Source organism: uncultured Friedmanniella sp., from assembly GCF_964244005.1.
Taxonomy (GTDB): Bacteria; Actinomycetota; Actinomycetes; order Propionibacteriales; family Propionibacteriaceae; genus Microlunatus.
The window spans coordinates 1-23471 of the sequence record NZ_CAXTHG010000046.1 but is presented as its reverse complement, the minus strand read 5'-3'; the positions used below and the strand labels follow the sequence as shown (position 1 = coordinate 23471).

The 23471-nt window shown below is 72.3% G+C and carries 21 protein-coding genes, 1 pseudogene and 1 riboswitch; of the genes and pseudogenes, 9 read left to right on the top strand and 13 right to left on the bottom strand.

Going from position 1 to position 23471, the window contains the following annotated elements; translation table 11 throughout:
• Positions 1 to 348: 348 nt before the first annotated feature.
• Positions 349 to 585, top strand: a complete 237-nt coding sequence (locus ACFE76_RS19715; protein WP_375433489.1) for a hypothetical protein — start codon at positions 349 to 351, stop codon at positions 583 to 585.
• 16 nt (positions 586 to 601) lie between these two features.
• Here the strand turns inward: ACFE76_RS19715 and ACFE76_RS19710 are convergent, their stop codons facing one another.
• The gene (locus tag ACFE76_RS19710; RefSeq protein WP_375433488.1) at positions 602 to 1693 is read right to left on the bottom strand and encodes a DNA polymerase domain-containing protein; all 1092 of its coding nucleotides are present in this window, start codon (positions 1691 to 1693) and stop codon (positions 602 to 604) included.
• A gap of 80 nt (positions 1694 to 1773) precedes the next feature.
• Here ACFE76_RS19710 and msrB point away from each other — a divergent pair, with 80 nt between their 5' ends.
• On the top strand, positions 1774 to 2256 hold the full coding sequence (gene msrB, locus ACFE76_RS19705; RefSeq protein WP_375433487.1) for a peptide-methionine (R)-S-oxide reductase MsrB: 483 nt from the start codon (positions 1774 to 1776) through the stop codon (positions 2254 to 2256).
• 32 nt (positions 2257 to 2288) lie between these two features.
• Here msrB and hemQ read toward each other — a convergent pair whose 3' ends face one another.
• From hemQ to hemE, 3 genes are read right to left on the bottom strand one after another with little or no spacing between them, the layout of a single operon-like run.
• Positions 2289 to 2969: a hydrogen peroxide-dependent heme synthase gene (hemQ, locus tag ACFE76_RS19700; RefSeq protein ID WP_375433486.1), complete on the bottom strand. Its 681-nt coding sequence runs from the start codon at positions 2967 to 2969 to the stop codon at positions 2289 to 2291.
• On the bottom strand, positions 2966 to 4438 hold the full coding sequence (hemG, locus tag ACFE76_RS19695) for a protoporphyrinogen oxidase (protein ID WP_375433485.1): 1473 nt from the start codon (positions 4436 to 4438) through the stop codon (positions 2966 to 2968). Before hemG ends, hemQ begins: the two co-directional genes overlap by 4 nt.
• The gene (hemE, locus tag ACFE76_RS19690) at positions 4435 to 5556 is read right to left on the bottom strand and encodes a uroporphyrinogen decarboxylase (RefSeq protein WP_375433484.1); all 1122 of its coding nucleotides are present in this window, start codon (positions 5554 to 5556) and stop codon (positions 4435 to 4437) included. The genes hemG and hemE overlap by 4 nt, the downstream gene beginning before the upstream one ends.
• Before the next feature lie 76 nt (positions 5557 to 5632).
• Here hemE and ACFE76_RS19685 point away from each other — a divergent pair, with 76 nt between their 5' ends.
• Together ACFE76_RS19685 and ACFE76_RS19680 are read left to right on the top strand one after the other, a co-directional pair.
• A complete protein-coding gene (locus ACFE76_RS19685; protein ID WP_375433483.1) occupies positions 5633 to 6244 on the top strand; it encodes a DUF3000 domain-containing protein in 612 nt (203 codons plus the stop codon).
• Complete coding sequence (locus ACFE76_RS19680; protein ID WP_375433482.1) at positions 6241 to 7587, top strand: ribonuclease D; 1347 nt, start codon at positions 6241 to 6243, stop codon at positions 7585 to 7587. The genes ACFE76_RS19685 and ACFE76_RS19680 overlap by 4 nt, the downstream gene beginning before the upstream one ends.
• Here ACFE76_RS19680 and ACFE76_RS19675 read toward each other — a convergent pair.
• Positions 7574 to 8572, bottom strand: a complete 999-nt coding sequence (locus ACFE76_RS19675; protein ID WP_375433481.1) for a zinc-binding alcohol dehydrogenase family protein — start codon at positions 8570 to 8572, stop codon at positions 7574 to 7576. The two genes, ACFE76_RS19680 and ACFE76_RS19675, sit on opposite strands and share 14 nt — an antisense overlap.
• A 124-nt stretch (positions 8573 to 8696) precedes the next feature.
• Between ACFE76_RS19675 and ACFE76_RS19670 the strand changes: the two genes are divergently transcribed.
• Both ACFE76_RS19670 and ACFE76_RS19665 read left to right on the top strand, forming a co-directional pair.
• A complete protein-coding gene (locus tag ACFE76_RS19670) occupies positions 8697 to 9899 on the top strand; it encodes a thiolase family protein (protein WP_375433480.1) in 1203 nt (400 codons plus the stop codon).
• Positions 9899 to 12052: a 3-hydroxyacyl-CoA dehydrogenase NAD-binding domain-containing protein gene (locus tag ACFE76_RS19665; RefSeq protein ID WP_375433479.1), complete on the top strand. Its 2154-nt coding sequence runs from the start codon at positions 9899 to 9901 to the stop codon at positions 12050 to 12052. Before ACFE76_RS19670 ends, ACFE76_RS19665 begins: the two co-directional genes overlap by 1 nt.
• 77 nt (positions 12053 to 12129) lie before the next feature.
• Here the strand turns inward: ACFE76_RS19665 and ACFE76_RS19660 are convergent, their stop codons facing one another.
• The 3 genes from ACFE76_RS19660 to ACFE76_RS19650 form a co-directional block, all read right to left on the bottom strand.
• Entirely contained in the window at positions 12130 to 12906 is a 777-nt protein-coding gene (locus ACFE76_RS19660) for a YqjF family protein (protein WP_375433478.1), read from the bottom strand.
• Positions 12907 to 12910: 4 nt separating this feature from the next.
• Complete coding sequence (dxs, locus tag ACFE76_RS19655; RefSeq protein ID WP_375433477.1) at positions 12911 to 14830, bottom strand: 1-deoxy-D-xylulose-5-phosphate synthase; 1920 nt, start codon at positions 14828 to 14830, stop codon at positions 12911 to 12913.
• Positions 14831 to 14912: 82 nt separating this feature from the next.
• The gene (locus tag ACFE76_RS19650) at positions 14913 to 15281 is read right to left on the bottom strand and encodes a hypothetical protein (protein WP_375433476.1); all 369 of its coding nucleotides are present in this window, start codon (positions 15279 to 15281) and stop codon (positions 14913 to 14915) included.
• Between the two features lie 49 nt (positions 15282 to 15330).
• Between ACFE76_RS19650 and ACFE76_RS19645 the strand changes: the two genes are divergently transcribed.
• Positions 15331 to 15765: an HIT family protein gene (locus ACFE76_RS19645; protein ID WP_375433475.1), complete on the top strand. Its 435-nt coding sequence runs from the start codon at positions 15331 to 15333 to the stop codon at positions 15763 to 15765.
• Positions 15766 to 15812: 47 nt separating this feature from the next.
• Here the strand turns inward: ACFE76_RS19645 and ACFE76_RS19640 are convergent, their stop codons facing one another.
• Positions 15813 to 16679: a phytanoyl-CoA dioxygenase family protein gene (locus ACFE76_RS19640; protein WP_375433474.1), complete on the bottom strand. Its 867-nt coding sequence runs from the start codon at positions 16677 to 16679 to the stop codon at positions 15813 to 15815.
• A 575-nt stretch (positions 16680 to 17254) separates the two neighbouring features.
• Between ACFE76_RS19640 and ACFE76_RS19635 the strand changes: the two genes are divergently transcribed.
• The gene (locus ACFE76_RS19635; protein ID WP_375433473.1) at positions 17255 to 19168 is read left to right on the top strand and encodes a PKD domain-containing protein; all 1914 of its coding nucleotides are present in this window, start codon (positions 17255 to 17257) and stop codon (positions 19166 to 19168) included.
• 20 nt (positions 19169 to 19188) lie between these two features.
• Here the strand turns inward: ACFE76_RS19635 and ACFE76_RS19630 are convergent, their stop codons facing one another.
• The 3 genes from ACFE76_RS19630 to ACFE76_RS19620 are packed head-to-tail and all read right to left on the bottom strand — an operon-like array spanning position 19189 to position 22062.
• Complete coding sequence (locus ACFE76_RS19630; RefSeq protein WP_375433472.1) at positions 19189 to 19971, bottom strand: energy-coupling factor transporter transmembrane component T family protein; 783 nt, start codon at positions 19969 to 19971, stop codon at positions 19189 to 19191.
• Positions 19968 to 21428 carry an ABC transporter ATP-binding protein gene (locus ACFE76_RS19625; RefSeq protein WP_375433471.1) on the bottom strand — a complete coding sequence of 487 codons (1461 nt, stop codon included), beginning with the start codon at positions 21426 to 21428 and terminating at the stop codon, positions 19968 to 19970. Before ACFE76_RS19625 ends, ACFE76_RS19630 begins: the two co-directional genes overlap by 4 nt.
• A 1-nt stretch (position 21429) precedes the next feature.
• Positions 21430 to 22062, bottom strand: a complete 633-nt coding sequence (locus ACFE76_RS19620; RefSeq protein WP_375433470.1) for an ECF transporter S component — start codon at positions 22060 to 22062, stop codon at positions 21430 to 21432.
• A 29-nt stretch (positions 22063 to 22091) separates the two neighbouring features.
• Positions 22092 to 22193: riboswitch (TPP riboswitch) on the bottom strand.
• A 300-nt stretch (positions 22194 to 22493) separates the two neighbouring features.
• Here ACFE76_RS19620 and ACFE76_RS19615 point away from each other — a divergent pair.
• Positions 22494 to 22889: a DUF3592 domain-containing protein gene (locus tag ACFE76_RS19615; RefSeq protein WP_375433490.1), complete on the top strand. Its 396-nt coding sequence runs from the start codon at positions 22494 to 22496 to the stop codon at positions 22887 to 22889.
• Positions 22890 to 22917: 28 nt separating this feature from the next.
• On the opposite strand, the pseudogene acnA reads toward ACFE76_RS19615, so the two are convergent.
• Positions 22918 to 23471: pseudogene (gene acnA / locus ACFE76_RS19610) on the bottom strand (aconitate hydratase); the annotation flags it as partial.

Sequence of the window (23471 nt, the reverse complement as noted above, 5' to 3'; positions counted from 1 at the left end):
CACTCATGATCAACACCTCTCAGTCAGGTGTTGCACCAATTCCTTGAATCTGAGCGCTCAGGATCGCCGCCCGACCCGCAGGTCGAAGCCGATCTTGAGGGATGGCTGGTGGCGCGCGCGAGTCTCCGCCACTATGGGGCTGAGCTGCTCACGAGCGAACGCAGTGGGCCCGCAGAGACGGAGCGCTGATCACGTGGAACCGCCGCTCTGCACGTCCTCCTCTTCGCCGAGGCAGACAGCGCCCGGGACCTGCGCGGCGGGGCATGCCATGGCGAGGTCGACAGCACCTGGCAGCAGTTCGTCAGCGGTCTCGAGCCGCGAGCCGAGGGAACCACCTGGCGCAACGACGTGCTGTGCGACCTGGACGCGACCGAGGCCGGGCTGTGGCGCTCCTTGCTCGAACGCAGCGCGGCGGCCTCGGCGCTGGTCAACCTCACCAGCCTGGAAGCAGTTCGGACCTGGGCCCCCCACATCGCCCGCTTCTCCTTCCTGCTGTCGCCGGCCAACCGCACCGCCCAGCGCACGCCGACCACCCCCACCGCCGTCCCGTCGGCCCCGGAAGCGGCCATGACCTCCGCGCCCTGAGCCGAAGCCGCCGGCGTCAGTCCATCTCCTCGCTCTCCCTGGTCTCGGCGGTCATCCGGCTCGGCTGCACCCTCGCGGGTTCGCCCGGCATCTTCGGGTAGTCGGGCGGGTACGGCATCTCGGCGCCGCCGTACCGGCCGGTGCCGAGGTCGCGGACGTCGCGCTCGTACCGCTCGAGCGCCGCGTCGAGCCGGCCCGGCGGGGCGGCGTACAACGGCGCCCAGACGTCGCCGACCTCGGCGAAGCGGGTGAGCATGGTGGGGATGGTGAAGTCCTCGGGCTCGACCTCGGCCAGCTCGTCCCAGGTCAGCGGGGCCGAGACCAGGGCCCGCGGCGTCGGCCGGATCGAGTAGGCCGAGGCGATCGTGCGGTCCCGGGCCATCTGGTTGAAGTCGACGAAGATCCGCTCCCCTCGCTCCTCCTTCCACCAGTTGACCGTGACGTGGTCGGGCATCCGCCGGGCCAGCTCGCGGCCGAGGGCGATCACCGCGTGCCGGGCTTCGACGAACCCGTGCTCTGGCTCGACCCCGACGAAGACGTGCACGCCCCGGCCACCGCTGGTCTTGCAGTGGCCGGTGAGCCCTACCTCGGCGAGGACCTCCCGCAGCTCGTACGCGGCCCGGACGGCGTCCGCGAACGTGGTGCCAGGCTGCGGGTCGAGGTCGATCCGCAGCTGGTCCACCTTGTCGGCGTCGGCGCGGGTGACCGGCCAGGGGTGGTAGCGCAGGGTGCCGAGGTTAGCCATCCAGACCACGGTCGCCAGCTCGGTGGCGCAGACCTCGTCGGCGGTGCGGCCCGACGGGAAGGTGACGGTCATCGTCTCCACCCATTCCGGCATCCCCCGCGACGGCGCGCGCTTCTGGTAGAACGCGTCGTGGTGAGAGTCGGTGCGGGTGCTGAGCGTGACGTCGGGCCGGTAGCCGCCGGGCCAGCGCTCCATAGTGACCGGCCGGTCCTTCAGGGCAGCGAAGATCCCGTCCCCGACGGTCAGCACGTACTGGACCATCTCGCCCTTGGTCAGGCCGATCTCGGGGAAGTAGACCTTGTCGGGGCTGGTGACGCGGACCGTCCGGCCCCCGACCTGCAGCTCGAGCGCGGGGACTGCCATGTTCGAGAGCATAGTGAAGCGGGACCGGAACAAGGGGCCGCCGGGTCGACGTTGACTGCACAGCAACCGAGGAGGAACCGATGACCGACATCTCCAGCACCAACCCGGCCCAGCAGGTGGGCAAGGTGGTCAAGTCCGAGAGCGAGTGGCGCGCCCAGCTCAGCAAGCAGGAGTACCACGTGCTCCGCGAGGCCGGGACCGAGCGGCCCTACACCGGGGAGTACACCGACACCAAGACCGAGGGCGTCTACTCCTGTCGCGCCTGCGGGGCCGAACTGTTCCGCAGCACGACCAAGTTCGACTCGCACTGCGGCTGGCCGTCCTTCTACGCACCGCTCGCCGAGGACCGGGTCCGCTACATCGAGGACCGCACCATGTTCATGAAGCGGGTCGAGGTGCGTTGCGCCACCTGCGACAGCCACCTGGGCCACGTGTTCGACGACGGCTACGGCACCCCGACCGGCCAGCGCTACTGCATCAACTCGGTTTCTTTGACGCTCGCCGCAGAACCGCGCGACGAAGGAGCGCTTGGTTCTGCGGAACAGCGGGGCGAGAGCGCGTAGCGCTCACCGAGCCTTACCTCGCGCAGCGAGCGTCACCAGAGGGCGACGATCTCGGCCAGCTCGCGGCGCCGCCCGGTGTAGAACGGCACTTCCTCGCGCGTGTGCCGACGCGCCTCGGCGGCGCGCAGGGCGCGCATCAGGTCGACGATGCGGTGCAGCTCGGCGGCTTCGAAGGCCAGGATCCACTCGTAGTCACCGAGCGCGAACGAAGACACGGTGTTGGCCCGGACGTCTGGGTACGGCCGGGCGAGCATGCCGTGCTCGGCCAGCATCCGGCGCCGGTCGGTGTCCTCCAGCAGGTACCACTCGTACGAGCGCACGAACGGATAGACGCAGAGGTACGGCTGCGGCTCCTCATCGGCCATGAACGCCGGCACGTGGCCCTTGTTGAACTCAGCCGGCCGGTGCAGCGCCAGCTGCGACCAGACCGGCTCCAGCTGCGCACCGAGGATGGACCGGCGTAGTGCGTGGTAGGCGTCCTGCAGGGCGTCGGCGGTGGGCGCGTGCCACCAGACCATCAGGTCGGCGTCCGCGCGCAGCCCGGCCACGTCGTACCAGCCGCGGATCACCACGTCGGCGTCGGTGCTCACCTTCTCGATCGCCCGCAACGCGTCGACGGCACTGTCGGCCGCTGGCCCCTCGGGAGTGCCGGTCCGACGGAACACCGACCACATCGTGTAGCGGATGGTGTCGTTGATCTCGCGCGCCTTCATCTGTTGCTTCCCTCCAGTTGACCATGCTCGTTCAGTTGGTGATCATGGTCGAGCAGTTGTTGATCTTGCTCGGGCAGGCCAAGATCAACGATGATCTTGGTCGCCGCCACGTCTGCGGATCCCAGGCAGGCGGCGACTCCGACCCCGTCCAGCGCCGCGCCGGCCACCGCCAGGCCGGGCAGCTCAGCGAGCTCGGCGCGCAACGAGGCGACGAGCTCGCGGTGGCCCACGGCGTACTGCGGCAGCGCGCCGCCCCAGCGGGTCACCCGCGCGTCGACCAGACCGACGTTCTCCCAGCCGGGCAGGCTCTGGGCCTCGACGAACGTCCGTCGGACCAGGGTGGGGTCGTCGACCTGCAGCAGCGCCGCCTCCCCGATCCGGCCCACACTGGTCCGGACCACGGCGACGTCCGACCCCCACGTGCGTTCGGCCTGCTGCCGGACCCAGTCCCACTTGACCGAGGAGTGGGTGAGCGCCTTGATCGTCGGCAGCTCCCCAGGAGGTACGAGCAGGCCGGAGCTCCCGGTGCGCAACCCCCGGACCACCAGCGTGACCACCGCCACCGACGCGTACGGGATCGACTCGTACGCCTCGGCTGAGTAGATCAGGCCGATGAGCAGTCGACCGGCGGGGGCGGCCGGCAGCGCCAGCACCACGGCGTCGACCTCCGTTGCCGCCGAGGTCGAGCCCGCCCGGCACCAGAGGCGCCAGCGGCCGTCCGGCAGCGGCGCCAGACCGTGGACCGTGCTGCCCGAACGCCGGACGACGCCGCGACGGTCCAGGTCGGCCACCAGCGCGTCGACCAGTCCGGTCACGCCACCGACCAGACCGGCGAAGACCGGCGTCGCCGGTCCAGGCCGTAGGCCGGCTCGGGCGTGGGCCAGCAGCGAGCCGCCGGTCCGGGCCCGGGCGTAGAGGTCGGGCGTCACGGCGGCGAACGAGAGGTCGCGGGCGCGACCGGCGTACACGCCACCCAGCAGTGGTTCGAGCAGACGGTCGGTGACCTCGGGCCCGAACCGCTCGTCCACGTACGCGCCGATGGGTACGTCGGCGGCCAGCGGCGGGGCGGGGCGATCGGGCTCCCCGGCGGCGTACGCCAGGCCGGCGGCCGACAGCAGGCTCGACAGCGCGGGCACGTCGACCGGGATCCCCTGCAGCGAGGGCGGCATGGCCACGTACCGGCCGCCGACCAGCAGCTGGGGCTTGGCGGCCGTCGGGTGCACCTGCTGTCCGGTCAGCCCGAGCTCAGCAACCAGCGCCACCGCCTCGGGCCGACGAGCCAGCACCGACTCGGCCCCGGTGTCCAGGCCGACGTCACCGGAGCCACTCGCGCCGAACACCGTCCGGTCGAGCTTGCCGCCCCAGCGGGCCGACTGTTCGAGCAGGGTGACCTCGGCCCCGGCCTGCGCCAGCCGGCGGGCGGCGGCGAGCCCGGTGATGCCCCCGCCGACCACGGCGACGTGCGTCACGTGGGACCGGCCCCGACCGTGACCTCGACCACCGTCGACACGTCGGCCAGCGCCGCGCGGCGCAGCTCCGGCCCTTCGGCGTGCACCAGGTCGACGATCCGGCCGAGCACGGCCGGGTCGGCGTCGGGCGGGACCCCGTGACCGAGGTTGAAGATGTGTCCGGGGGTGCGGGCGCCCGAGCTGACCACCGCGCGGACGCGGTCGGCCAGGACCGGCCACGGCGCGCCCAGCAGGGCCGGGTCGAGGTTGCCCTGGACGGCGTACGTCGGGCCGATCCGCCGGCTCGCCTCGGCCAACGGCAGCCGCCAGTCGACCCCGACCACGTCGGCTCCCGCCGCACCCATCAGCCCCAGCAGCTCACCGGTCCCCACCCCGAAGTGGATCCGCGGCACGTCGGTGCCCAGCTGCTGCAGCACCCGCGCCGCGTACGGCTGGGCGAACCGGGCGTAGTCCTCGGCCGACAGGCTGCCGGCCCACGAGTCGAAGAGCTGCACCGCGCTCGCGCCGGCCTCGACCTGGGCTCGCAGGAAGCCGGCCGAGATGTCCGCGAGCCGGGAGCAGAGGGCGTCCCAGAGCTCGGGCTCCCCCACCATCAACGCCTTGGTCCGCGCGTAGTCCTTGCTCGGCCCGCCCTCGACCAGATAGCTGGCGAGGGTGAACGGCGCGCCCGCGAACCCGATCAGCGGCGTGTCCCCGAGCTCACCGACCAGGATCTGGACGGCCTCGGTGACGTAGCCGACGTCGTCGGGCTGCACCGGACGCAAGGACGCCAGGTCGGCCTCGCCGGCGAACCGGTGCCCCATCACCGGTCCCCGGCCGGGCACGATGTCGAGGTCGACGCCGATCGCCTTCAGCGGCACCATGATGTCGGAGTAGAAGATCGCCGCGTCCACCCCGTAGCGGCGGACCGGCTGCAGGGTGATCTCGGCGACCAGGTCCGGCCGGGCACAGCTCTCCAGCATCGGGATGCCCTCGCGGATGCGCTTGTACTCCGGCAGCGACCGGCCGGCCTGGCGCATGAACCACACCGGCACCCGGTCGTCGAGCTGCCGCTGACGTGCCGCGGCCAGGAAGACCGAGGCAGGACCCACGCGGGCAGAGCCGAAGTCGGGGAGCACACCCCGAATCCTGTCACGACGTCGAAATCCGGCGCGTCGGCGGCGCTGCCCCGGAAGTGCCGCATACGCTCCTCAGATGGCCGCGCGCACCGAAGTGGCTCCTGCCCCGGACGCCTTCCGGCGGGCCGTGCAGGAGCTCATGTCGGCGTCCTGGCGGCCCGAGCTCGTCGTCGACGAGATGCCCGCCCCGCAACGGATCTCGCCCTTCGCGGCCGCCGTCACCGCCGAGGTGGTCGTCGGCGGGGAAGAGATCGGCAGCGGCCGGCTGGTGCTGCTGCACGACCCCGCCGGCAACGCCGCGTGGGAAGGCACCTTCCGCTGCGTCACCTTCTCCCGCGCCGACGTCGACCCCGAGATGGTGACCGACCCGCTGCTGGCCCGCGTCGGCTGGTCGTGGCTGCTCGACGCGCTCGCGGCGCACGGGGCCGAGTACGGCGCCCCCAGCGGGACCGTCACCTCGGTGGCCAGCGAGTCGTTCGGCGGGATGGCCGAGGAGGAGCCACGGGCCGAGATCGAGGTGCGTGCCTCCTGGACGCCCCAGCTCGTCGCCGGAACGGGCCTCAGCGCCCACCTCGCAGCGTGGGCTGAACTACTCTGTACGACGGCGGGCCTCCCCCCGCTGCCCGCTGGGGTGGTCCCGATGCCCTCCCGGCGCCACCCGCCGAGCCGAAGCCCTCGAGGACGTTGACCCCGCCTGACCTGATCGCGACCACCGACGCCGCGCCGCCCGAGGCCGCGTCGGACGAGCGCGATCCAGCAGCGTCGCCGCCGCCGGACGTGACCCCCGAGGTCCCGCTGCTCACCGAGCCGGCCGACGGCACTCCCCCGGTCGTCATGAACCCCGACGCGCTGGGGCAGACCACCGCAGCGCTCGCGGCCGGCACCGGGCCGGTCGCGGTGGACGCCGAGCGTGCGCACGGGTTCCGCTACAGCCAGCGCGCCTACCTGATCCAGCTGCGGCGGGCCGGTTCGGGTACCCACCTGGTCGATCCGATCGCCTTCGGCACCCCCGCCGACCTCTCCTCCCTCGGCGCCCCGATCGCGGACGCCGAGTGGGTGATCCACGCCGCCAGCCAGGACCTCGCGTGCCTGTACGAGGTCGGGCTGGTCCCGCGCACCCTGTTCGACACCGAGCTCGCGGCGCGCCTGCTGGGCTACCCCCGGGTCGCGCTCGGCACCATGATCGAGGAGTTCTTCGGCGTCCGGCTGCTCAAGGAGCACTCCGCTTCAGACTGGTCGAGCCGGCCGTTGCCGCCGGAGTGGCTGACCTACGCCGCACTGGACGTGGAGCTGCTGGTCGAGCTCCGCGACAAGCTGGCCGCCGAGCTCGTCGAGACGGGCAAGGACGAGTGGGCCCGGCAGGAGTTCGCCGCGCTCGTCGCCGGGGCGGGCGTCCCGCCCGAGCCGCGGACCGATCCGTGGCGTCGGACCTCCGGCATCCACCGGGTCCGCAGCCGGCGGGGCCTCGGCTGCGTCGCCGAGCTCTGGTACGCCCGCGACGCGATCGCCCAGTCGACCGACCGTGCTCCCGGCAAGGTGCTGCCCGACCTGGCGATCAGCGAGCTCGCCGCCGCGAAGGTCCCCGACCGGACGGCGCTGCGACAGATCGCGGCCTTCAGCCGGCGGCAGGCGAAGCGCTACGAGACCACCTGGCTGAACGCGCTGGACACGGTCGCCGCACTGCCGGAGTCGTCCCTGCCGCCGCTGCACGTGCCGCACGACGGACCGCCGCAGGCCCGGCTCTGGCCGTCGCGCGACCCCGAGGCCGCCGCGCGGCTCACCGCCGTCCGCGAAGCCCTCAGTGCCGTGGCGGCCGAGCTCGACCTGCCGGTAGAGAACCTGCTCACCCCCGAGCACGTCCGCCGCCTGGCGTGGCGGCCGCCCGCTCCGGTGACGGCCGAGACCGTCGACGCGGCGCTGGCCGCTTCCGGGGCGCGGCGCTGGCAGCGGGAGCTGACCGTCCCGCTGATCACGCCGCTGCTCGCGGCTTCACCGCAGCCCGACCAGGCCAGGGACGCTACGTCGTCGTGACGACGAGCTTGCCGCGCGTCTCGCCTGACTCCATCGCCCGCGAGGCTTCGACGATCTCGTCGAAGGCGTAGACCCGGTCGATCGGGACCACCGCCGTACCGGCCGCGACGGCGTCCAGGAACTCCTGCAGCACTACGGGCCCCAGGTCGGTCGCGTCCCCGGCGTACGCGGTGAGCCGGACTCCGCGCGGCAGGTAGTCGATCGGGTAGAAGTCTTTCACCACCCACTCGTTCGAGAGCATGCCGGTGAAGCAGACGACGCCGTGGACACCGACGGAGGCCAAGGTGTCGGGCAGCGTCGGCGTGCCGACCAGCTCGAGCGCACAGTCGACGCCCTCGGGCAGCACGGCCCGGACCTGCGCGGCGACATGACCGTCGTCGATCAGCACGTGGTCGACCCCGATCTCGCGCAGGGCGTCGACCTTGGCCGGGTTGCGGGTGGTGGCCAGGACGCGGAGGCCGCGCAGCCGCGCCAGGACGGTCGTCGCCATCCCGACCGAGGAGGTGCCGCCGCGCACCAGGATCGACTGGCCGGGCTGGGCGTCCAGCCCGACGGTCAGCGACCCGTTCGCGGTCTGCAGCATCTCCGGCACCGCGCCCAGGACGCTCCAGTCCAGGTCGCTGACGAACGGGACCACCTGGCGGACCGGGACGCAGGTGTACTCGGCGTAGCCGCCGTCGAAGGTGCGGCCCATCCCGCCCATCATCGCCACCACCTGCTGGCCGGGCGCCAGCTCTCCGCCCGGACAGGCGGCGACCACGCCGGTCGCCTCGATGCCGAGCACCCGCGGAAAGGTGACACCGGACGCCAGTCCGAGCCGGGTGTGCAGCTCCGAACGGTTCAGCCCGAACGCGTGCACCCGGATCAGCACCTGCCCCGGCTCCGGCGCCGGGACGGGTAGGTCGCGGATCACCAGCGCCTCCGGCGGGCCGGGCGCGTCGAGGACGACGGCACGCATGGTGCGGGGCAGCGACGGCGGGGTCATCGAGGCAGTCTCTCGGTCCGACCTCGCGACAGCAAGGCTGCGCGACGGTCGGTCCTGGTCGCTTCACCGGCCCGAGCCGGCCGGCTGGCTGGCGCCTAAGTTACCGACCGGTAATATGGCGACCATGCCGCGTGAATCCCGCGAGGTCGTCTTCGTCGACGGCGTCCGTACCCCGTTCGGAAAGGCGGGGTCGCTCTACGCCGAGACCCGCGCCGACGACCTCGTCGTCAACTGCATCCGCGAGCTGATGCGGCGCCACCCCGAGCTGCCGCCCGAACGGGTGGACGAGGTGGCCATTGCCGCCACCACCCAGATCGGCGACCAGGGCCTGACCATCGGCCGGACCGCCGCGCTGCTCGCCGGACTGCCGAAGACCGTGCCGGGCTACGCGATCGACCGGATGTGCGCGGGCGCCATGACCGCCGTCACCACCGTCGCCTCCGGGATCGCTTTCGGCGCGTACGACGTGGCCGTGGCGGGCGGCGTCGAGCACATGGGCCGGCACCCGATGGGCGAAGGCATCGACCCGAACCCCCGGATCGTCGCCGAGAAGATCGTGGACCAGTCGGCTCTGGTGATGGGCTCGACGGCCGAGAACCTGCACGACCGCTTTCCCGCCATCACCCGCGAGCGGGTGGACGCGTTCGCCGCCCTCAGCCAGCAGCGGGTCGGCCAGGCGTACGCCGACGGGGTGATCCAGGAGTCGCTGGTCACCGTGGCCACCCGCAGCAGCGAGCACGGCTGGGGGCTGGCCACCTCTGACGAGCCGCCGCGGCCGGGCACCACGACCGAGACCCTGGCCGGGCTGCGGACCCCCTTCCGGCCGCACGGCCGGGTCACCGCGGGCAACGCGGCCGGCCTCAACGACGGCGCCACCGCGTGCCTGGTCGCCGCCGAGGACGTGGCCACCGAGCTGGGCCTCCCGGTGGCGATGCGGCTGGTCGGCTTCGCCTTCGCCGGCGTCGACCCCGAGGTGATGGGGGTTGGTCCGATACCGGCCACCGAGAAGGCTCTCGCCCGCGCTGGGCTGGGCATCGCCGACATCGGCGCGTTCGAGGTCAACGAGGCGTTCGCCGTCCAGGTGCTGGCCTTCCTGGACCACTTCGGCCTCGACGACGACGACCCCCGCGTCAACCCGTACGGCGGGGCGATCGCCCTGGGCCACCCACTGGCCAGCTCGGGCGTCCGGCTGATGATCCACCTGGCCCGGCAGTTCCGCGAGCGGTCGGACGTGCGTCTTGGCATCACCACCATGTGCATCGGTCTGGGCATGGGCGGCACCGTCATCTGGGAGAACCCCCACTTCTCTGCCGAGGGTGGGCACTGATGGAGTCCTCCGAGCTGGACGCGCTGATCGACCGGGCCGCCGCCCTCGCCGAGGGAGAGGTGGTCACGCACGCGCTCAGCCGCGACGTCCTGCTGCCGCACGCGGGGGCGATCGCCGTGCTGATCACGCTCGACAACGGGGCCGACCACACCCGGCCGAACACCTTCGGTCCGCGCGGGCTCGGGGAGCTCAAGGCGGCGATCGAGGCGGCCACCGTCCGTGACGACGTGGCCGCCATCGCCGTCACCGGCAAGCCCTTCATCCTCGCCGCGGGCGCCGACCTGAGCGGCATCGCGCGGATCACTGAGCGCGAGCAGGCGTTGGCCATCGGCCAGATCGGGCACGGCGTCTTCGACCTGCTGCACGGTGCTGTCAACAACCATGGTGCCGCGGTGCCGACGTTCGCCTTCGTCAACGGGCTCGCCCTCGGCGGCGGGCTCGAGGTCGCCCTGCACTGCGACTACCGCACGGTCTCGGCTGCCGCCGCCGGCATCGGGCTCCCGGAGTGCTTCCTCGGCATGTTCCCGGCCTGGGGCGGGGCGTACCTGCTGCCGAACCTGATCGGCGCCGACCGGGCGGTCACGGTGATCCTCGAGAACGCCCTCAACCAGAACAGGATGCTCACCGGCCCCCAGGCGGCCAATCTCGGCATCGCCGACGCACTCTTCGACGGCGCGGACTTTCTCGAGCGGTCGCTCGACTGGGCCGGCCGGGTCGTGGCCGGTGAGCTCGAGGTACCGCGCCCAGACGTCGACCGCGGTGCGGCCTGGGACGAGGCCGTCGACCGGGGTCGTGAGTTCGCCGACAGCAAGGTCGCCGGCGCGGCTCCAGGGCCGTACCGGGCTCTGGCGCAGATCGCCGCGGCCAAGACCGTCGACCGGACCGCGGCGTTCGCCGCCGAGGACGAGGGCCTCGCCGACCTCATCATGAGCCCGGAGCTGCGGTCGGGTCTCTACGCGTTCGACCTGGTGCAGAAGCGGGCCCGCAAACCCGCGGGCGCCCCGGACCAGACGCTGGCCCGCCGGGTCACCAAGGTCGGCGTCGTCGGCGCCGGTCTGATGGCCAGCCAGCTGGCGGTGCTCTTCGTCCGCCGGCTTGAGGTGCCGGTGGTCATCTCCGACCTCGACGCCGCACGCGTCGAACGCGGGCTCGGCTATCTGCGCGGCGAGATCGACACCCTGCTGCGCAAGCGCCGGGTCTCCCCCGACCAGGCCAACCGGCTGCGGGCGCTGATCTCGGGCACCACCGACCTCGCGGACTACGCCGACTGCGACTTCGTGATCGAGGCGGTCTTCGAGGACCTCGGAGTCAAGCAGCAGGTGTTCGCCGATCTGGAGAAGTACGTGTCGGCGGAGTGCGTGCTGGCCACCAACACCTCCTCGCTGTCGGTGGCCCGGATGGCCGCCGACCTCGAGCACCCCGAACGGGTCGTCGGCTTCCACTTCTTCAACCCGGTCGCGGTGCTGCCGCTGCTGGAGGTCGTCCGCGCGGACCGGACCGACGACGCGACCACCGCGACCGCCCTGGCCGTGGCCAAGCAGCTGAAGAAGAACGCCGTCCTGGTCTCCGACGCCCCGGCCTTCGTGGTCAACCGGCTGCTGACCCGGCTGACCAGCGTGCTGTTCGCCGCGGTCGACGAGGGTACGCCCGTGACGGTGGCGGACGAGGCGCTGCGGCCGCTGGGACTGCCGATGTCCCCGATGGTGCTGCTGCAGCTCGTCGGCCCGGCGATCGCGCTGCACGTCGGTGAGTCGCTACACGTTGCGTTCGGCGAGCGGTTCCCGGTCTCGCCGAACCTGCAGGCCCTGGTCGCGGCCCAGCTGCCGGGCATCTATGAGTGGAACGCTGACGGTGAGCCGTACGTCTCCGACGAGACGGCCGCGCTGTTCACCGTCGGAGACACGCCCAGCACAGCGGAGCAGGTCCGTGACCGCGTCCTGGACGCGCTGGCCGAGGAGGTCGGGCTGATGTTGGCCGAGGGCGTGGTCGCCGCTCCGATGGACGTCGACCTCTGCCTGATCCTCGGCGCCGGCTGGCCGTTCCACCTCGGCGGCCTGACGCCGTACCTGGACCGTGAGGGCGTGTCCGAACGCGTCCTCGGCCGCCGTTTCCTCCCTCCAGGCGTCGCCTCCGTGGCCACCACCCCCGCCTGAACCCGCCTGAACCCGCCTAGACCCCGACTTGTCAGAACTGAGTTGTCCTAGAGGACAACTGGTTTCTGACAAGTCGGTCAGGGCTTGGGGAGAGGCAGGCCGAACTGGGTCTGGACGCCGGCGGAGTAGAGCACCGAGTCCGGTGGGGTCCCGGCGAGGCCGGGCAGGCCGGCGACGGCGAGCAGGTCGTCGTCCAGCTCGAGCAGCTCGGCGCGGACCAGCGGCCAGCGGCCGTGGGTGTTGGGCAGGTAGCGGGTCGCGCCCCAGGCGCGGGTGTGCAGCGCCCAGCGGGCGGTCAGGAAGTCCGCGGTTGGGTCGTCGACGACCTTCTCGGTCCCCACCCGGACGACCACCCGGCTGCGCGCGCCGCGGGGAGCGGGCCACCGGCGGCGGCTGGTGTAGGTGAGCTGGTCACCGTCGCGCGCCACCCGCATCCGCGACCAGGTGTAGTTGAGCCCGAGCGCCAGCCGCGCCCCCAGGACGAAGGCCAGCCGCTCGGCCTCGAGCGAGGCGAAGACGACACCACGCCGGTCGGCGGCGTCCACGGCGTAGAGCCGGACGTTGGTCTCGGCGAACGATCCGACGTACGGCAGCGGATGGCCCCGGCCGAAGCCAGCGCCGCGCATCCGGAACGGGATCAGCCCGACCCAGGCCGAGCCGTCGAAGACGTCGGGCCGGGTCCCCGCGGGCAGCAGCGGCGCCACCCGGTCGGGGTCGAGCCGCCAGTGCAGGAAGGAGAGGTCGGCCCAGAACTGGTCCAGCACCACCCGACCCGGCAACGGCGCGGCGACCGGGTCGACCGGCGGCAGGTCCCCGCCAGACAGCTCGCCGAACGTCAGGTCCCCGGCGGGCACCGGGTCAGCGACCGTCGACGGCGGACTCGGTGGACTGGGTCTCGCCGCTCACCGTGGCCTCGACGGCGTACCGGGCGATGGCCTGCGCGGTGAGCCCGAGCTCCTCGAGCAGCTCGGTCCGGCTGCCGTGGGTCAGGAACTCCTGGGCGATCCCAAACTCACGCACCGGCGTCCGCACCTCGGCGAAGCGCAGCTCCTGAGCCAGCCGGGCGCCGCACCCGCCGATCACCCCGTTGTCCTCGATGCTGATCACCAGCTCGTGCTCGGCGGTCAGCTCGATCAGCGCCGGGTTGACCGGCAGCACCCACACCGGGTCGACGACGGTCACGCCGATGCCCTGGTCGGAGAGCCGCTGGCCGACCGAAAGCGCCGTCCCCACCAGCTGGCCCAGCCCGACCACCAGGACCCGAGGCTGCTCGGTCCGCATCAGGACGTCCACCCCCCCGCGGGAGTCGACGGCCGGCACGTCGGCCGGCATCGTGTCCTTGGAGTACCGCAGCACGCTCGGGGCGTCATCGATGGTCAGCGCCCGCGCCAGGGCCTCGCGCAGCCGGGTCGCGTCGCGGGGAGCGCTGAGGTGCAGCCCAGGGACGAGCTGCAGCAGCGACATGTCCCACATGCCGTGGTGGCTGGCGCCGTCCGGGCCGGTCACGCCGGCCCGGTCGAGCACGAACGTCACGCCCAAGCGGTGCATGGCCACGTCCAACAGCAGCTGGTCGAAGGCCCGGTTGAGGAACGTCGCGTACAGCGCGATCACCGGGTGCAGGCCGCCCATGGCCATCCCGGCGGCGCTGGTCACGGCGTGCTGCTCGGCGATCCCGACGTCGAAGAAACGGTCAGGGAACGCAGCGGCAAAGCGGTGCAGGCCAGTCGGGTAGGTCATCGCCGCCGTCAGTGCCACGACCCGCTCGTCCTCGCGGCCGAGCCGGACCAGCTCCGCAGAGAAGACGTCGGTCCACGTCTGGCCGGCCTTGGTGCCCAGCGCCACGCCGGTGGTGGCGTCGATCTTGCCGACCGCGTGGAAGTGGTCCTCCTCGTGGTTCTCCGCAGCAGCGAACCCGTGACCCTTGTGGGTCAGGCAGTGCAGCAGCACCGGTCCGCCGTACTGGCGCGCCTGCTGCAGCGCCCGCTCGACCGCGGCGACGTCGTGACCGTCGATCGGACCGACGTACTTCAGACCCAGGTCGGAGAACATCCCCTGCGGGGCGAGCACGTCCTTCAGCCCGCTCTTGATCCCGTGCAGGACGTCGTAGGCCGCGGTGCCGACGAGGGGGGCGCGGCTGACGCTGCGCTTGACCAGCTCGAGCACCTGCTCGTAGCGCGGGTTGGTGCGCAGCCCCGCCAGCTGCTTGGCCAGACCGCCCACCGTGGGGGTGTAGGAGCGGCCGTTGTCGTTGACCACGATCACCAGCGGCAGGTCGTCCGAAGCCGCGATGTTGTTCAAAGCCTCCCAGGCCATGCCCCCGGTCAGCGACCCGTCCCCGACCAGGGCGACGACGGTGCCGGGCTCACGCTGCAGCCGCTTGGCCTTGGCCAGGCCCTCGGCGTAGGAGAGCGCGGTGGAGGCGTGAGAGTTCTCGACCCAGTCGTGCTCGGACTCGGCCCGGCTGGGATAGCCGGAGAGACCGCCACGCTGCCGCAGGCTCGGGAACAGGTCCTGGCGGCCGGTCAGGATCTTGTGCACGTACGCCTGGTGGCCGGTGTCATAGACCATCGGGTCTCCGGGGGACTCAAACACCCGGTGCATCGCAATCGTGAGCTCGACGACACCGAGGTTCGGACCGAGGTGGCCCCCGGTCCGGCTCACGTTCTGGATCAGGAAGGAACGGATCTCCGCGCTCAGCTGCTCGAGCTGCTCGGGCTGGAGCGCTCGCAGGTCCTCCGGGCTGTGAAGGGCGCTCAGCAGTCCGTAGGCGGGTGACATAGGGCGAGTTTACGTGCTGCACCCCCTCGGACCCGGTGACCGGCGCCCGTTGCCTGTGTGAGCCCGGTCGCCTGCGGACACTTCACAGCCGCGGCCGGAACACCTGGCCCCGCAACGCCTCCTCGACCAGCCCGACCGCCCGGGTCGTCCGGGCCAGCCGCGCGCCCTGCTCGAGCCAGGCCTGGGCTGCGGACTCGACCACCTCGACCCCGACCAGCCCCTGCAGGCTCGTCCGGATCTCGGCCAGCCCCTCCTGCGCCGACCGGCACTGACCGGCCACGAAGTGCGCCGCGAACCGGGCCAGCACGAGCGGGTGCCGCCGGAGCACCGGGTACGCCCGGAAGTCCGCCGGACAACAGTCGAACAGGAAGGACACCGCCGTCGCCTCCCAGTCGGGCGCGCCAGGCGGTCGGACACCGTCGGGCCAGCCGGGTGGAGCGAACGCGGTCATCGTCGAGCTGCTTCGTACACACGTTCGATTGTAAGCAACGCGCTGGCGGATGACCACTACCATCGCGACCGTGACCGATATCGTCTGCCAGATCGTCCGTGACGAGACCCCGGCGGCCGTGGTCTATCGCGACGACGAGGTGCTGGCGTTCCTGGACCACCGGCCGGTCTTCAAGGGGCACGTCCTGATCGCGCCGGTACGCCACGTCGACACCCTGCTCGAGCTGCCGACCGAGCTGATGGTGCCGCTGCTGACGACGGCCCAGCGGATCGGCCGGGCCATCGGGGCGGGTCTGGGCGCCCAAGGCACCTTCGTCGCGGTGAGCAACGTCGTCAGCCAGTCGGTCCCGCACCTGCACGTGCACGTGGTGCCCCGGAGCAAGGGCGACGGCCTGCGCGGCTTCTTCTGGCCGCGCACCCGCTACGCCGACGGGGAGATGGCCGCCTACGCCGCCCTGATCCGGGAGCGCCTGGAGGTCGGCTGACCCGAGCCCGTCAGCGCGCGGCGTTCGTCACGACCTCCGACTGGTGGTCAGCGGGCGGCGTTCTTGACGAAGTCCTCGCGCCGGCCGTCGCCGTCGCGGTCGCCGGTGAGGTAGCCGCCGCGGACGTGCCGGCGGGTGGCCAGGTCGTCGGTGGCCCGCGCCGCGGAGTGCCACAGGTAGGCGTCGTGCAGGATGATGTCGCCGCGCTCGGTGTAGACGCCGATCTCACCGGGCACGTTGTCGAAGCCGAGCGGCATCGGGAACGGCGGCGGCTCGCTGGTGTAGCCGCCGCTGGGCTGGGCGCCCTCGGGCACGACCGCGTTGTTGATGTTGCGGTAGGGCGCCGGCGTCGCCCAGCGGTGGCTGCCCGGCACCACCCGCAGGAAGCCGTTGGCCGGACCGGTCCCGTCGACGTGGAAGGTGAAGGCGGTCGAGGGCCAGATGTCGAGGTTGGGCGCGGCCTGCCAGTCGGAGTGCCAGCCGATCCGGGTGTAGCCGGACTCCCGTCCGGGCCGCGCGTCCTGGTAGACCACACCGAAGCGGCTGGAGTCGTTCAGCCAACAGCCCGGACCCAGCAGCTCGGTGATCACCGCGACCAGATCGGGCTGCGTCGCGGCCTCGAGGACGGCGGGTGCGATCTCGTTGACGTACTCGACGTAGTTCGCGAACCGGTCGGCCTTGGCGGCGTCGTCGAGGAACACCGTCGAGCCGTAGCGCTCGGGCAGCTCACCGGTCACCACCTGCCGCTGGGCCGTCACGCACTCGGACTCCATCTGCGCCATCAGCGCCTCCGGCAGCAGGCCCCGGATCACCACGAAGCCGTAGCGGTGGTAGTGCTCCACCAGCTCATGGCGGCGGTCGACGGAGAAGACCCCCGGGTCGGTGAGCAGCGAGAGCGACAGGTCGGTGGTCATGTCTCCAGACGATAGGACGCGGCTGTGACAGCTGGGTGACGCGCCCGACGAAGCACGGCACGAGCGCCTGTGCGGGGCACACGCCCACGACGGCGCTCCGAGAGGGAAGTGGCCCGCCCGTCCCCCAACGTCGGACCACTTCCCCGCTCTGGGGCGTCAGCTCCGGTCGCTCGCGGACGCCGGGTTCCTGGGCTGGGGGCCCGTCGGACGTCGTCGCTCTGCTACCCGACCTGACTTCGTCCTACCCTGCGGGGCGAACCTCCGCGTCGACCTCGGGTTCGGACCAGCACCGGCTCAGGACTAGTTGAAGATTCACATCCGGGTGAGCGTGGCGGAGTCCTCGCCGCCAATTCTTTTGCTAATCATCAGCGTCGTCTCAGTCATCTCCGCAGAACAGGCCGAACCGAGCCGCCACGGACGCGAGCTTGCTGTGCACCGCGGTGCCGCGCGCCGCGCTCCGCGCAGCGACCTGCGTCCCCGCCGCCGACGGCGGCCACGCAGGCCTGGCCTGCCGAGAGCTCCCGATCCGGTAACAACGGCCCGTCCTGTCGGACCTGGCCGCTAGAGTTTCGCTCATGCGACGTCGGGCGACCCTCCGGGCCATGGTCCTGGCCGCGTTCCTGCTGGTGCTGGGGACGTCGGTCTCGGCCGCGCCGGCCACGCCCGAGGTCCACCTGACCGCGGTGGGCGACTTCGCCCAGACCACCAACACCGGCTCGGTGCTGACGACCCTGGCGGCCACCGGCGGCGACGCCACCCTGGCCCTCGGCGACATGTCCTACGGGGCGGTCGGCGGCGAGCAGGGCTGGTGCGACTTCGTCACGTCCAAGATCGGGAACGGCTTCCCCTTCGAGCTGCTCTCGGGCAACCACGAGTCGAACGGGATCAACGGCAACATCAACGACTTCTCGGCCTGTCTGCCCAACCAGCTGCCCGGCGCGGTGGGCACGTACGGCCGGCAGTACTACGTCGACGTCCCGGCGGCCCAGCCCCTGGTGCGGATGATCATGATCTCGCCCGGGCTGACCTACCCCGACGGCACCTGGGACTACTCGGCCGGGTCCGCCCGCTACCAGTGGACCGCCCAGGCGATCGACAGCGCGCGCAGCGCCGGTGTCCCCTGGGTCGTGGTCGGGATGCACAAGCCGTGCGTGACCGTCGGCAAGTACCCGTGCGACTCCGGCGCCGACCTGTTCAACCTGCTGCTGAGCAAGAAGGTCGACCTCGTGCTCTCCGGGCATGAGCACAGCTATCAGCGCAGCCACCAGCTCTCCCTGTCCCCCGGCTGCGCGACCTTCGTCCCCGGCACCTACAGCAGCGGCTGCGTCGCCGACACCGACTCGAGCTTCACGGCCGGCGCGGGCACCGTCGCGATGGTGGTCGGCACGGGCGGCCAGCTGCTCTACGACGTCAACGCCGCCGATCCCGAAGCGGGCTACTTTGCCGCCACCTCGGGCCTCAACGCCAACCCCACCTACGGGTTCCTCGACCTGCACGCCACCGGCGACACCCTGCGGGCGTCGTTCGTCAGGGGCGCCGGCGCTACGTTGGCCGACTCCTTCACCATCACCCGCGCGGCGACGCCGGCGAACCAGCCGCCGGTCGCCTCGTTCACGACCAGCTGCCCGACCCTCACCTGCACCTTCGACGCCAGCGGCTCCACCGACCCGGACGGCACCGTGGCCTCGTACGCGTGGACCTTCGGCGACGGCACCACCGGCAGCGGCGTCCGGCCCAGCCACGCGTACGCGGCCGCCGGCAGCTATCCGGTCACCCTGACCGTCACCGACTCCGGTGGTGCGACCGCCCAGCGGACGCTCAACGTCGCCCCGACCGCGCCGACGACCACCACCTACGTCGACGACCAGTTCACCCGGACCGTCACCGGCGGCCTGGGCAGTGCGCCCAAGGGCGGAGCCTGGACGACGAGCGGGGCCACCACCCAGTACGCCGTGGCTGATGGCGTGGGCACGGTCAAGGTGGCCGCGGGCAGCGGACCGGTGGCCAGCCTGGCGGCAGTGTCCGCGGCGTCCACCGACGCCCGGCTGGCGTTCGGCCTGGACAAGCCCGTGACCGGCAGCGGGCTCTACGTGAGCACCCACGGGCGACGGTTCTCCGGTCAGGGCGCTTACCTGGCGAAGACCCGGATCACCAGTACGGGAACTGTCAGCCTCGAGCTGGCGCGCACCACCTCGACGGGCACCGAGGTCAACCTGCAGGCCGCGGCGACGGTCAGCGGTCTCACCTACGCCGTCGGGGACACCCTGAACGTGCGCACCCAGACGGTCGGCTCGTCCCCCACCACGCTCCGGGCCAAGGTCTGGAAGGTCGGTACGCCGGAGCCGACGACTTGGCAGCGTTCGGTGACCGACACCACCGCCGGGCTGCAGACTGCCGGCTCGGTGGGGGTCGGTCCCTACCTCTCCAGCTCCTCGACGAACGCCCCGGTCACGGTCCGGCTCGACTCCTTCGTGGTCACCGCTCCCTGACGCCGGCTCGCGCGCCGGGCTCAGGTGAAGATGAAGTTCCAGGTCCCAAGCGCCAAGGCGACGGCTAGGCAGGCCCCGCCGAGGACGACCCCGCACGCGATGGTGACGATCTCGGCGCGACCGAACGGCGAGGTCCGCGCCCAGGTCCGCTCGCCGGGGCTGTCGAACCCGCGGGCCTCCATCGCCGTCGCCAGCTTGGTCCCCCGGCGGACCGCCAGCACCAGCAGGGCGAGGGACTGGCCGAGCAGCCGCCGGATCCGGCCGGTGTCGGCCACGCCGCGCGCGCGGCGGGCCAGCTCGAGGGAGTGCCAGTCGGCGACGAACAGGCCGACGAGCCGCAGCCCGGCGAGAGCCCCGAGGACGAAACGGCTGGGCAGCCGGACCCGTTGAGCCAGCCCGTCGGCGAGGTCGGTCGGGTCCATGGTCGCGAAGAGGACCACCGCCGGCAGCGCGATCGCCAGCAGCCGCAGCAGAGTGGCGACGCCGATCGCGACCGAGCCTTCGGTGACGTGCACGAAGCCGAGCTGGAAGTAGCTGGCGCCGGACGCTCGGCCGTACAGGGTCATCGTCAGCCCGGCCAGCGGAGCCGCCACCCAGACCGGCAGGGTTCGGCGCCACAGAGTCCGGCCGCGCAGTCCGGCGGCGACAAAGAGGACCAGCTCACCGGCCACGGCAACCGTGGCCGAGACCCAGTCCAAGGTCAGCAGCAGGCAGCCGGTCAGCACGGCGAGGCCGGCGATCTTCGCCACCGGGTTGACCGAGAAGATCCTCGCGCCGCCGCGGCGGGTCATCAGCAGGCTCACCGGAGCTGCGCCGTCCGTAGACCCTGAGGACCGAGGGTGAGCTCGGTGTCGGCGCAGGCGGCGACGAAGTCGAGGTCGTGGGTGACCGAGAGCACCGTCCGGCCCTCGTCCAGGAGGTCGTGCAGCAGCCGGACCAGCTCAGCCCAGGTGAGCGCGTCCTGGCCGAAGGTCGGCTCGTCGAGCACCAGCAGGGCGGGCGAGGTGGCGAGCACCGTCGCGACCGACAGCCGCCGCTTCTCCCCACCGGACAGGGTGAACGGGTTGGCCCGCGCCAACCCGGTCAGCCGCAGCCGTTCCAGCAGCTCGTCCACGCGCTGCTGGCCGGCTGCGTCCAGCCGTCGGGTGGCCCGCAGTCCCACCTCCAGCTCGGCTTGGACGGAGCTGGTGAGGAACTGGTGCTCGGGCTCCTGGAAGACCACCCCGACCCGGGCGACGAGCTGGCGGGAGGTCCACCGGTGCGGCCGCTCCCCCGCCCCGTCGGCGAGACGCAGCGCGGCCCGGACGCGGCCGGCCAGTGGCGCGAGCAGCCCGGCGAGGGTCAGGGCGAGCGTCGACTTGCCGACGCCGTTGGCCCCGGTCAGGGCCACCGAGGCGCCAGCGGGCAGCGTGAGGTCCAAACCCGCGCCGACCACCTGACCGGTCCGGCCGACGCTCAGCCCCTCGGCGGTGAGCAGCACCTCGGACGTCGTCGTGGGCGGGCGACGGGTCACCGCGGGCGGCTGGGCCGGCACCCAGATACCGGACGCCGCCAGGGCCGGACCGGTCCGGGTCAAGACGTCCTCCGGTGCACCGTCGGCCAGCACCCCGGCTGGTCCGAGCACCACCACCCGGTCGACCAGCGGGAGCCAGGTGGCGACCCGGTGCTCGACCACGACCAACGTGGCGGCCGTCCGGTCCAGCACCCGCGCGACGGCGTCGCAGACCTCGCGGATCCCGTCCGGGTCGAGGTTGGCGGTGGGCTCGTCGAGCAGCAGCAGCCCTGGCTGCATGGCCAGGACGCCGGCGAGGGCCAGCCGTTGCTGCTGGCCGCCCGAGAGGCGTTCGGTGGGGTGGTCCAGCGGGAGCTCAAGACCGACGGCGTCCAGGGCTTCGGCGACGCGTCCCCAGATCTCTTCCGGCGGGACGCCGAGGTTCTCGGCGCCGAACGCCACGTCATCGCCCACCCGCGCCAAGATCACCTGGGAGTCCGGGTCCTGCAGCACCAGCCCGGCCCGGCCCCGCGCCCGCCGCGGGTCGACGCCGTCCAGGGTCAGCCGACCCTCTTCCTCACCCGCCTCCTCGCCGCCGAGCACGCCGGCCAGCGCGTGCTGCAGGGTGGACTTGCCCGCCCCGGACGCGCCGAGCAGCAGCACCCGTTCGCCCGGCTCGATGACCAGGTCGACCGCGCGCAGCGCCCAGGCCCGACGTCCGGCGTGCCGCCAGCCCCAGCCTTCGGCGACCACCCGAACGGGCGACACCTCAGACGAGCTCGCGCGTGTCCCGGCCGGCGGCGAAGCGGCTGAGCGCTCCCGTGCCTGCCAGGGCTCGGACGGCCAACCAGGAGAGCGTGCCGGCGATCACCGCGCCGCCGAGGGTGGCGCTGACCACGTAGACGGTCGCGAAGACAGCGGTGCTACCGGCGTAGTAGGCCAGCAGCTCGAACACCGCGAGGGCGACACCGCCGCCGGCGCCCGCCAGCCAGGCGATGGGCAGTCGCCACACCCGGTACAGGAAGAGGGCGAAGACGATCTCGGCGCCGATCCCCTGCACCAGGCCGGAGACGAGGGTCAAGAGACCCCACTGGCTGCCCAGCAGAGCGGAGACCACGGCAGCGAGCAGCTCGACGTAGATGGCGGCACCGGGCTTGCGGATCAGCAGGCCACCGACGACGGCGCCGAGCAGGAACGGCGCTTCGACGAACGACTGCGCCCCCGGCAACAGGGCTTTGAAGGGCGCCTCGAGAACGTTGTAGGCGGCGCCCCAGACGACGAAGACCACGCCGAGGGCGACACCGACGACGCTGGCCACGACGATGTCCACCACCCTCCAGCGCCAGGTGAAGGGACGGCGGGTGGGCGAGGTGGTGGTCTCGTCGGTGGAGGTGGTGCTCATGCGGAGTATGTCCTCTCGTGAGGACACGGGGATGGTCAAGAGGGCCTCCCTGCGCTGGCATGACCCAGATCAGGTTCGACGGTCGAAGGTTGGAGAACCTTCCTCTCAGCCCGGCTCACCGGACTCCCGTGTTCGTCCACCACCCTACGACACCGCCGGCCGTGCGTGATCGCGCGGCCGGTCGGGTCCAGCCAGGCCGGTCGGGTCCAGCCAGGCCAGTCGGCCCGGCCGGGGTCAGCTTTTCCGGCCAGGATCCGGCGAGGCGATCGAGCACCTCCGGTTTGCTCAGGACGGCGTCAGCACCAGCCGGCGCTGGCCATCGGCGGCGCCACCTGCTCGACGCCTGGGCTCGCGACGCGCGTCGCTGCGGGCGGGCGTGAACGCGCATCGGGCCTGACCGGCCCCGACCCCCGTACGATCGGCCCGTGCCGATGCCCGACCCGTTCAGCTGGCTGCCGCCCACGTTCCTCGGCGTCGGGCTGCTAGCGGTGGTCCTCGGGACCCTGGCCGTGGTCCGGGACCGGCGCCGCCGGAACGAGTGGACGTCCTACCCCGGCCGCGTCGTCGGCAGCCGGCTGGACGACGGCCAGATCCGGTGCCGCGTCAGCTACGTCCGTGACGGCCGGGAGGTCATCTTCTGGAACCGCTTCAGCTCCACCACGATGTCCGACCCGGTTGGCCGTGAGGTGGAGGTGCTGGTCAACCCCGAGAACCCCGACGACGCGATGGTCAGCCGCGGACTCGTCGGCGGCACCGCGTTCGGGTTCGGCCTGCTGGGTTTCGGGGTGCTGGCCAGCGTGGTCGGCGCCACCTGGCTACGCCGCTGACGCTGGCCCACCCCGGTGGTCCCGCGGGTCAGCGCTTGAGCAGCGACCTCAGCACGTACGGCATGATGCCGCCGTTGCGGTAGTAGTCGGCCTCACCGGGGGTGTCGATCCGGACCGTCGCCTCGAAGGTGACGTCGCCCGCGGTCACGGTGACCGTCGGCGGCGTCGAGCCGTCGTTCAGAGCGGTGACCCCGGTGATGTCCAGCGTCTCCTCACCCGTCAGACCGAGCGAGGCCGCGCTGGTCCCTTCCGGGAACTGCAGGGGCAGCACGCCCATCCCGATCAGGTTCGAGCGGTGGATCCGCTCGTAGGACTGGGCGATGACCGCCTTGACGCCCAGCAGGGCCGTGCCCTTGGCCGCCCAGTCACGCGAGGAGCCCGAGCCGTACTCGGCCCCACACAGGATCACCAGCGGCGTGCCGGCCGCGAGGTAGTGCTCGGAGGCCTCGTAGATGGTGCTGACGGGCCCTCCGTCCAGGGTGAAGTCGCGGGTGAAGCCGCCCTCGGTGCCCGGCGCCAGCTGGTTGCGCAGCCGGATGTTGGCGAACGTGCCCCGGATCATCACCTCGTGGTTGCCGCGGC

What these genes read in the sequence shown, in the direction of transcription:
- ACFE76_RS19710 (WP_375433488.1), bottom strand. Translation starts at nt 1,693, where the DNA reads ATGGCAGTCCCCGCGCTCGAGCTGCAGGTCGGGGGCCGGACGGTCCGC.
- msrB (WP_375433487.1), top strand. Translation starts at nt 1,774, where the DNA reads ATGACCGACATCTCCAGCACCAACCCGGCCCAGCAGGTGGGCAAGGTG.
- hemQ (WP_375433486.1), bottom strand. Translation starts at nt 2,969, where the DNA reads ATGAAGGCGCGCGAGATCAACGACACCATCCGCTACACGATGTGGTCG.
- ACFE76_RS19685 (WP_375433483.1), top strand. Translation starts at nt 5,633, where the DNA reads ATGGCCGCGCGCACCGAAGTGGCTCCTGCCCCGGACGCCTTCCGGCGG.
- ACFE76_RS19675 (WP_375433481.1), bottom strand. Translation starts at nt 8,572, where the DNA reads ATGACCCCGCCGTCGCTGCCCCGCACCATGCGTGCCGTCGTCCTCGAC.
- ACFE76_RS19670 (WP_375433480.1), top strand. Translation starts at nt 8,697, where the DNA reads ATGCCGCGTGAATCCCGCGAGGTCGTCTTCGTCGACGGCGTCCGTACC.
- ACFE76_RS19665 (WP_375433479.1), top strand. Translation starts at nt 9,899, where the DNA reads ATGGAGTCCTCCGAGCTGGACGCGCTGATCGACCGGGCCGCCGCCCTC.
- dxs (WP_375433477.1), bottom strand. Translation starts at nt 14,830, where the DNA reads ATGTCACCCGCCTACGGACTGCTGAGCGCCCTTCACAGCCCGGAGGAC.
- ACFE76_RS19650 (WP_375433476.1), bottom strand. Translation starts at nt 15,281, where the DNA reads ATGACCGCGTTCGCTCCACCCGGCTGGCCCGACGGTGTCCGACCGCCT.
- ACFE76_RS19645 (WP_375433475.1), top strand. Translation starts at nt 15,331, where the DNA reads ATGACCACTACCATCGCGACCGTGACCGATATCGTCTGCCAGATCGTC.
- ACFE76_RS19640 (WP_375433474.1), bottom strand. Translation starts at nt 16,679, where the DNA reads ATGACCACCGACCTGTCGCTCTCGCTGCTCACCGACCCGGGGGTCTTC.
- ACFE76_RS19635 (WP_375433473.1), top strand. Translation starts at nt 17,255, where the DNA reads ATGCGACGTCGGGCGACCCTCCGGGCCATGGTCCTGGCCGCGTTCCTG.
- ACFE76_RS19620 (WP_375433470.1), bottom strand. Translation starts at nt 22,062, where the DNA reads ATGAGCACCACCTCCACCGACGAGACCACCACCTCGCCCACCCGCCGT.
- ACFE76_RS19615 (WP_375433490.1), top strand. Translation starts at nt 22,494, where the DNA reads ATGCCCGACCCGTTCAGCTGGCTGCCGCCCACGTTCCTCGGCGTCGGG.